The following is a 7,215-nucleotide window of genomic DNA, read 5'->3' as shown; positions in this document are numbered from 1 at the left end:
CCGTGCGCTGCCGTCCATCAGCACCCACAGCATCGCGGCGCGCCCCGGATCCGCGATCAGCGCGCCGATGCGGCTCAGGCCCGGAAAGTGGTGGTCGTCTTGATCGGTCATCGTCGTGTCTCGTCTGGCGGGATGACTGCAGTGTAGGCGCTGGACGCATTCGATGTTTCGCGTTCGGGTGAAATGTCGGATGCGGTGGGGCGACACCGGTGCAGCAGCGTCGCGGCGGGCCGGACTGCGGCCGCCGGTCGTGCACGCGTAGAATGGCCGGACACGGCGGCAGTGGGCCGCCGGATGCGACACGATGCAACGATGAAGACGATTTTCTGCCTGTTGGCGGCCGCGCTGGTTTGCGCGGCCTGTGCGCAGGGCGGCGCGGCCGCCGCCGGCGAGCGGGGCGGCAGCCTTGAGATGTACGGGACGATCGATCAGGGAATCACGGTGCGCCGCTGACGCGCGCCGGTTTCCGGCGAGTGTTCCGCGTCAGCGCACGGTTGTGCGTGCGGCGCCCGCGGCGCGGCGCGTATTGCGACGCGTTGCCGCAGTGCAACGTATAATGCGCCGATTGCAGCGCCCCCGCCGCCTGGAGCCAACACGATGTCCCAACCGTCCCCCGTACCGGCCGCCCTCGACCGCACCGAAACCGTATTCCGCTTCCTTGCGGAGCCGTCATCCGTGAATTTCGGCGGCAAGGTGCATGGCGGCGCGCTGATGAAGTGGATCGACGAGGTCGCGTATGCGTGCGCGGCGGTCTGGTCGAGCCGCTATTGCGTGACGGTCAGCGTGGGCAATATCCGCTTCCAGCGTCCGATCCTCGTCGGCAATCTGGTCGAACTGAAGGCGCGTGTCGTCGCGACGGGCCGTACCAGTATGCATATCCACGTGTCCGTGCATGCCGGCGATCCGAAGGGCGGCGTGCTGCGTCAGACGACCGACTGCCTCGTCGTGTTCGTCGCGGTCGACGAGAACGGCAACCCGGTGCCGGTGCCGCCGTTCGTGCCCGAGACCGACGAGCAGAAAGTGCTCGCGAAATATGCGGCCGACGTGCGTGCCGCGCTCGACAAGATTGTCGAGATGAAGCCCGAGGAAGTGGCGAAGGGCACGGTCTGACATCCACGGACGCCGCGCGTTCGCGCCGCGCCCGTCATCGTGTGATTACCGCGATCCGATCATCTGCTCGGGCCGCACCCACGCATCGAATTCCGCCTCGGTCAGGTAACCGAGCGCGAGCGCGGCGGCCTTCAGCGTCGTGCCTTCCTTGTGCGCCTTCTTCGCGATCTGCGCGGCCTTGTCGTAGCCGATGTGCGGGTTGAGCGCCGTCACCAGCATCAACGATTCGTTCAGCAGCAGGTCGATGCGCTCGCGGTTCGGCTCGATGCCCACCGCGCAGTGGTCGTTGAAGCTCTGTGCGCCGTCGGCGAGCAGCCGCACCGATTGCAGCACGTTGTGCGCGATCATCGGCCGGAACACGTTCAGCTCGAAATTGCCGCTTGCGCCGCCGACGTTGACCGCGACGTCGTTGCCGAACACCTGGCAGCACAGCATCGTCACGGCTTCCGATTGCGTCGGATTCACCTTGCCCGGCATGATCGAGCTGCCCGGCTCGTTTTCCGGAATCGACAGTTCGCCAAGCCCGCAGCGCGGCCCGCTCGCGAGCCAGCGGACATCGTTCGCGATCTTCATCAGGCTGGCCGCGACGGTCTTCAGCGCGCCGTGCGCGAACACCAACGCGTCGGCGGCCGCCATCACCTCGAACTTGCTCGGTGCCGTCACGAACGGCAGCTTGGTCAGCCGGCCGATCTCGTCGGCGACGCGCACCGCGAATTCCGGATGCGCGTTCAGCCCGGTGCCGACTGCGGTGCCGCCCAACGCGAGTTCGTACAGGTGCGGCAGCGTCGATTCGAGGTGCCGGATGCCCTGGTCGAGTTGCGCGACGTAGCCGGAGAATTCCTGGCCGAGCGTGAGCGGCGTCGCGTCCTGCAGGTGCGTGCGGCCGATCTTCACGATGTCGGCGAATGCCTTCGACTTCGCATCGAGCGTCGCGCGCAGCGTGCGCAGCGCGGGCAGCAGGTGATTGACGATCGCGTACGCGGCGGCAATGTGCATCGCGGTCGGGAACACGTCGTTCGACGACTGGCCGCGGTTCACGTCGTCGTTCGGGTGCACCTTGCGCGCTTCGCCGCGTTCGCCGCCCATCAGCTCGCTCGCGCGGTTCGCGATCACCTCGTTGAGGTTCATGTTGGTCTGCGTGCCGGAGCCCGTCTGCCATACGGCGAGCGGGAATTCGCGCGGATGCTTGCCCGCGATGATTTCGTCGGCCGTGTCGATGATCGCGTGCGCCTTGTCGTCGGCGAGCACGCCGAGCGACTGGTTTACCGCAGCCGCCGCGCGCTTGACGATCGCGAGCGCGTGGATCAGCTCGGGCGACTGCTTCTCCGTCGAGATCCGGAAATTCTGCAGCGAGCGCTCGGTCTGTGCGCCCCAGAGCCGGTCGGCCGGCACGGCGATCTCGCCGAACGTGTCGCGTTCCATCCGAACTGCTTCGTTCATGATGCACTCCTCTTGGGAAGGGGAAAGGCCGCGCGTCGCGCGGCGTCTGGCGTATCGTGGGGCAGTCGCGTCGCTTGGACGGCGGCGTTCTGGATCTTCAACGGACAAGCATAGCGCCGGAGGCGATTTTGCGTCGTGTCGCGCTCAGCGTGTCGCTGCGACAAGCGATGCGCTCTTCAGATGGAAGCGCCATGCCATCAGCACGGCGACGCTCGCGAGGCCGGCCGCGAGCCCCCACCACAGGCCGCGGGCGCCGAGGCCCGCGTGGAATGCCAGCCAGTAGCCGGTCGGGAAGCCGATCCCCCAGTAGCCGAAGGTCGCCGCGAGCATCGGGATGCGCGTGTCCTTCAGTCCGCGCAGTGCGCCGGATGCGACGGTCTGCATGCCGTCGACGATCTGGAACACCGCAGCGATGCCGAGCAGCGACGCGGCGAGCGACACCGTGCCGACGTTCGAAGGATCGTCGAGGTGCAGGTACAGGCCGACGATCGCATGCGGTGCGACGATCAGCACGAGACCGGACAGCGACATGAACGCGACGCCGAGGCCGAGCGCGACGAAGCCCGCGTGCCGGGCGGCGACCGGCGCACCGGCGCCGACCCAGTAGCCGACGCGCACGTTGGCGGCCTGGCCGATCGCGAGCGGCACCATGAACGCTACCGATGCGACGTTCAGCGCAATCTGGTGCGCGGCAAGCGAGGTCGCGCCGAGCACGCCGATGGTCAGGCCCGTCGCGAGAAAGAGCGTCGATTCGACCCCGTACGTGATCGCCACCGGCCAGCCGATGCCGATCAGCTCGCCCATCACGGGCAGCTTCGGGCGCGCGGCGGTCACGAAATGGCGGAACCGCTGGCGGCCGTGCAGCAGCCAGATCAGCGCGAGCGCCGTGAGCCAGATCGTGATCGTCGTCGCGACCGCCGAACCGAGGAAGCCCAGCCGCGGCAACCCGAAGGCGCCGTGGATCAGCCCGTAGTTCAGTACGCCGTTGATGCCGACGCCGCCGATCGACACCCACAGCAGGCGCCGCGCGGCGCCGATCGCGGGCAGGAACGCGCGCATCAGCCCGACGCCGATCAGGCTGCCGAGCGCCGCGAAACGCAGGATGCCGGTGTACTCGCCGACGTGATGCGCGAGCAGCGGCGGCTCGTGGAACATCAGCAGGATCGGTTCGGACAGCGACAGCGCGACGATCGCCGGAATCGCGAGCAGCACGGACAGCACGAAGCCGGTCCAGTAGATATGCGGCACCCGGTGTTCGGCCTGCGCGCCGCGCGCATGCGCGACGCTCACGCTCACCGACGACAGTACGCCCTGCAGCACGGTCACGATGACGAAGAAGAAGTTCGCACCGAGGCCGCCGGCCGCGAGCGAATCGGGGCCGAGCGAGCCGAGCAGCACCGTGTCGGTGACGCTCATCGCCATCTGCGAGAGTTGTGCGATCGCAAGCGGAGCGGCGAGGCGCGCGGTATCGGCGGCATGACTGGACAGGGACGGCGGCGCGGCGGCCGTCCGCGTAAGACCGGAATGCGACATGGAATGGGCGCTCGCGCGGGTGCGGACCCGCGCTGTCTGTATTTATTTTGAGAGACAGCTAGCTTACGGCTTTATTGAAACCGTGTCGAACGCGTGCCGATGGCCATGCCGTGGTCAGGGGGAACCGCTATGCGTCGTGGACTGCGATCCGCGTATCGCCGAATAGCACGACCTGACCTGCGCGGATCTTGCAGGTCTTGCGCAGTTCGACCGCGCCGTCGACTTTCACCGCGCCGGACGCGACGAACATCTTCGCGGTGCCGCCGCTATCCGCGAGGCCGGTGATCTTGAGAAGGTTGTGCAGCTCGACGTATTCGCCGGTCAGCGTGAAATCCAGGTTGGGCATGACGAAAGGGGGGCGCAATGCGCGGGAGGAGTCGCCCCGCATCATACGGCACCGCGGGCCGGCACGCGAGCGCGCACGGTCGCGGCCCGCGGTTATTAAGGACTGTGAGCCATTCGTCAGCAAATGAAACGGTGGGTAACAGTCTGAGAGATTCGAGAACCGGCCGTGCCGCCCGCGGGTCTTTCGTCGTACCTGCTGCATGTTGCGGCAGCGGACGCGACGGATCGCATCGATGCGATCCGCGCCAACAACTTCTTGAGGAGGACTGTCATGTCCAAGATTCGTACGATGCTGATCGGTGCCGCGCTGACGGCGTTTGCCACTTCGGCCGCATTCGCGCAGACGGGCGTCGCGACCCAGGGCAGTGCGGGAGCCGGCGTGCAGGCACAGGCGCCGGCCGCGGGTGTCGGCATGCAAGGAGGTGCCGGCGCGAACGCATCGGGCAATGCGGCGGGCGGCGCGACCGACGCGCTCGGTACGGCAGCCGACGGCGCGAAGGATACGGCTGCGTCGTCGGTTCATTCGACCAAGAAGCACGCGAAGCATGCGGCTAAGTCGGCCAAGCACCATGCCGGTATGGCCAAATCGAAGGTGGGCGACGCGGCGGCCGAAGGCGGTGCATCGGCAGGCGTGCAGGGCGGTGCATCGGCCCAGGGCGCCACACAGTAAGCCGTGCCTTGTCGCCGCGCGATGCTCGCCCCGGACGGCGCGTCGCGACGGCGGTGATCCGGCGGCCCGGTTCGCATTGCGCGGCCCGGGCCGTTTTTCATGCGCCGGTGCGGGCCGTCATGGCCGACGCTGTTCCGGCCCCGGTCCGGGCGCACGCCGCGCAGCGGTGGCTGGCGTAAACACGCTGCGCAGCCATCCGGCAAGCCGGGCGAATACGTCGTATGGTTCGTCGACGAAGATCTCGGGCTTCAGGAGCCGCATGTACTCCATGATCTGCTGCGCTTCCTGTTTCTGGAACGAGCCGTGCGAGAGACCGAGCCGCAGCAGCCCGCGCAACTCGCCGAGCTTGTCGCGTGCCGCGCTGCCGACGCTCATCTCGCACGCGAGCTTCGCCTCGTAGATGCGCTGCCGCAGCGACTCCGCGAGCCGCCACGCGGGCGTCTGCATCATCTCCTCGAGTGTCTGGATATCGTGCACCGCGCTCTTGATCTGCGCGGCGAGCGGATCGACGAGCGATACGTCGCTCTGCGCTTCGGCGACGATCGCCTTGGCCCAGTCGCGGCATGCCTTCGCGAGCTCGTCCGGCGTCCACTCGGAGCGCGCCGCGAAACCGAAGCCGAATTCGCCGGCCTGTCGCATCAGGATCGCGACGACGTCCGGGAATTCCTTGTCGAGGGTGCGCTTTGCCCACGCGTACTGGCCGCCCTCGAGCATTCGCTGTACCGCGTGCTCGGTCAGCGGCACCATGTTGTCGAGCAGCTTGGCGCGCAGGAAATCCTCGAACGACGGCGTCGCGAACTGCGGGTCGAGCTTTAGCGATACGCGCACGAACGCATCGTAGTCCTTGCGCAGGGACGCAAGCGTGTCGTCCTTGATGGAAAGGGTGATCTGGCCCATGAATCGTCTCGATGGCGGCCCGCGCGGGTAGGTCGCCGGCATCACGCACCAGGACGGGCGCAGCGTCGACGGACCGGTTCGCGCCGAGGCCGATGGCGGGTCTTCATTCCCTATATCGGCGCGCCGCACGCAAACTTGAGCGCGACCGGCGAAGCGCGCTTACGCCGGCAGCCAGTGCGGCATCACGACTCCTTGCCAGAAGAAGAACACCGCGAGCCCGACCGCGATCGTCAGGAGCGGCCGGCGCGTCGTTGCCGATACGAGCACGGCGGCGAGCGCGCCGACGAGCTGCGGATTGCGCCAGGTCAGTTCGGCCGTGCCGCCGTGCGGCGAGACGACCATCGGCACGATGATCGCGGTCAGCACCGTGACGGGCACGAAGCCGAGTGCGGTCCGCACGAGCGGCGGAAAGGTCAGTCGCTCGCCGAACAGGAACAGCGTCGTCCGGATCGCATAGGTGATGACGGCCATCCCGAGGATCAGCAGCGCGTAGCTCACGATGCGGCCTCCGTGCGCGAACCGGTGCGCGAGCGCGCGTGCAGCAGCGTGAGCGCGACGCCGACCGCGACGCCGGCGGCCACGGCACCGAGCAGCCCGAGCTTGTAAGGCCAGCCCTGCCAGAAGTATGCGAGCGTGCCGGCCGTCGCGGCGGCCGCGAAATAGCGCAGCGTGCCGAGTTGCGGGACGACGATCGCGATGAAGGTCGCCGCCATCGCGAAATCGAGGCCGAGCGACTGGAGGCCCGGGAACGCGGCGCCGAAGCCGATGCCCGCGAGCGTCCAGACCTGCCAGTTCAGGTACATCGCGAGGCCTGAGCCGAAGAAGTAGTACGGGCCGATCGCGCCGGGCGGGAAGTGCCGGTAATGCGCATAGGCGACCGCGAATACCTCGTCGGTCATCAGCGCGCCGAGCATTGCGCGCCAGCGCAGCGGCAGGTGCGCGACGTACGGCGCGAGCGTCGCGCTGTACAGCAGGTGGCGCAGGTTTACGATCAGCGTCGTCGCGAGCACGACGACGAAGCTCGCGCTTCCGGCGATCAGGCCGAGCGCGATGAATTGCGCGGAGCCGGCGAACACGACGAGCGACATCAGCGCGCCGTGCCAGGCGGTGAGCGGGCCGCCGCCGACGAGCGTGCCGAAGATCACGCCGAACGGCGCCGCGCCGATCATCATCGGGAGCGTGGCGCCGTCGCCGTCCCGCCATTCCGTCCACGGTCGGAC

General features: G+C 68.0%; 9 protein-coding genes and 1 pseudogene. 3 read left to right on the top strand and 7 right to left on the bottom strand.

Going from position 1 to position 7,215, the window contains the following annotated elements; translation table 11 throughout:
- Nucleotides 1-165 (bottom strand): annotated as a pseudogene (locus J7024_RS35845) (transcriptional regulator); the annotation flags it as partial.
- Between the two features lie 147 nt (nt 166-312).
- Between J7024_RS35845 and J7024_RS35840 the strand changes: the two are divergent.
- Together J7024_RS35840 and J7024_RS35835 are read left to right on the top strand one after the other, a co-directional pair.
- Nucleotides 313-453, top strand: coding sequence for a hypothetical protein (locus J7024_RS35840; RefSeq protein ID WP_175751069.1), 141 nt, complete (start codon nt 313-315; stop codon nt 451-453).
- Between the two features lie 144 nt (nt 454-597).
- Nucleotides 598-1,110: an acyl-CoA thioesterase gene (locus tag J7024_RS35835; RefSeq protein ID WP_014897688.1), complete on the top strand. Its 513-nt coding sequence runs from the start codon at nt 598-600 to the stop codon at nt 1,108-1,110.
- Between the two features lie 45 nt (nt 1,111-1,155).
- On the opposite strand, the gene fumC is transcribed toward J7024_RS35835, so the two are convergent.
- The 3 genes from fumC to J7024_RS35820 all read right to left on the bottom strand — a co-directional run bounded on the left by fumC (nt 1,156) and on the right by J7024_RS35820 (nt 4,429).
- The gene (fumC, locus tag J7024_RS35830) at nt 1,156-2,550 is read right to left on the bottom strand and encodes a class II fumarate hydratase (protein ID WP_124829313.1); all 1,395 of its coding nucleotides are present in this window, start codon (nt 2,548-2,550) and stop codon (nt 1,156-1,158) included.
- Between the two features lie 144 nt (nt 2,551-2,694).
- Nucleotides 2,695-4,083, bottom strand: a complete 1,389-nt coding sequence (gene norM / locus J7024_RS35825; RefSeq protein ID WP_124829312.1) for a multidrug efflux MATE transporter NorM — start codon at nt 4,081-4,083, stop codon at nt 2,695-2,697.
- A gap of 127 nt (nt 4,084-4,210) precedes the next feature.
- The gene (locus J7024_RS35820; protein WP_014897685.1) at nt 4,211-4,429 is read right to left on the bottom strand and encodes an RNA-binding S4 domain-containing protein; all 219 of its coding nucleotides are present in this window, start codon (nt 4,427-4,429) and stop codon (nt 4,211-4,213) included.
- A gap of 270 nt (nt 4,430-4,699) precedes the next feature.
- Between J7024_RS35820 and J7024_RS35815 the strand changes: the two genes are divergently transcribed.
- Nucleotides 4,700-5,098 carry a hypothetical protein gene (locus J7024_RS35815; protein ID WP_124829311.1) on the top strand — a complete coding sequence of 133 codons (399 nt, stop codon included), beginning with the start codon at nt 4,700-4,702 and terminating at the stop codon, nt 5,096-5,098.
- 117 nt (nt 5,099-5,215) lie between these two features.
- On the opposite strand, the gene J7024_RS35810 is transcribed toward J7024_RS35815, so the two are convergent.
- From J7024_RS35810 to J7024_RS35800, 3 genes are all read right to left on the bottom strand, one after another.
- Complete coding sequence (locus tag J7024_RS35810; RefSeq protein ID WP_124829310.1) at nt 5,216-5,995, bottom strand: DUF4088 family protein; 780 nt, start codon at nt 5,993-5,995, stop codon at nt 5,216-5,218.
- A 159-nt stretch (nt 5,996-6,154) separates the two neighbouring features.
- Nucleotides 6,155-6,493 carry an AzlD domain-containing protein gene (locus J7024_RS35805; RefSeq protein WP_124829309.1) on the bottom strand — a complete coding sequence of 113 codons (339 nt, stop codon included), beginning with the start codon at nt 6,491-6,493 and terminating at the stop codon, nt 6,155-6,157.
- Nucleotides 6,490-7,215 (bottom strand): AzlC family ABC transporter permease (locus J7024_RS35800; protein WP_234745958.1); only part of this gene is annotated, 726 nt, incomplete at its 5' end. The genes J7024_RS35800 and J7024_RS35805, both read right to left, overlap by 4 nt.

It is taken from the genome of Burkholderia sp. WTPI3, from assembly GCF_021483755.1.
In the GTDB taxonomy this organism is placed as follows: Bacteria; Pseudomonadota; Gammaproteobacteria; order Burkholderiales; family Burkholderiaceae; genus Burkholderia.
The sequence above is the reverse complement of the archived record's forward strand: the minus strand, read 5'-3'. Positions and strand labels throughout refer to the sequence as shown.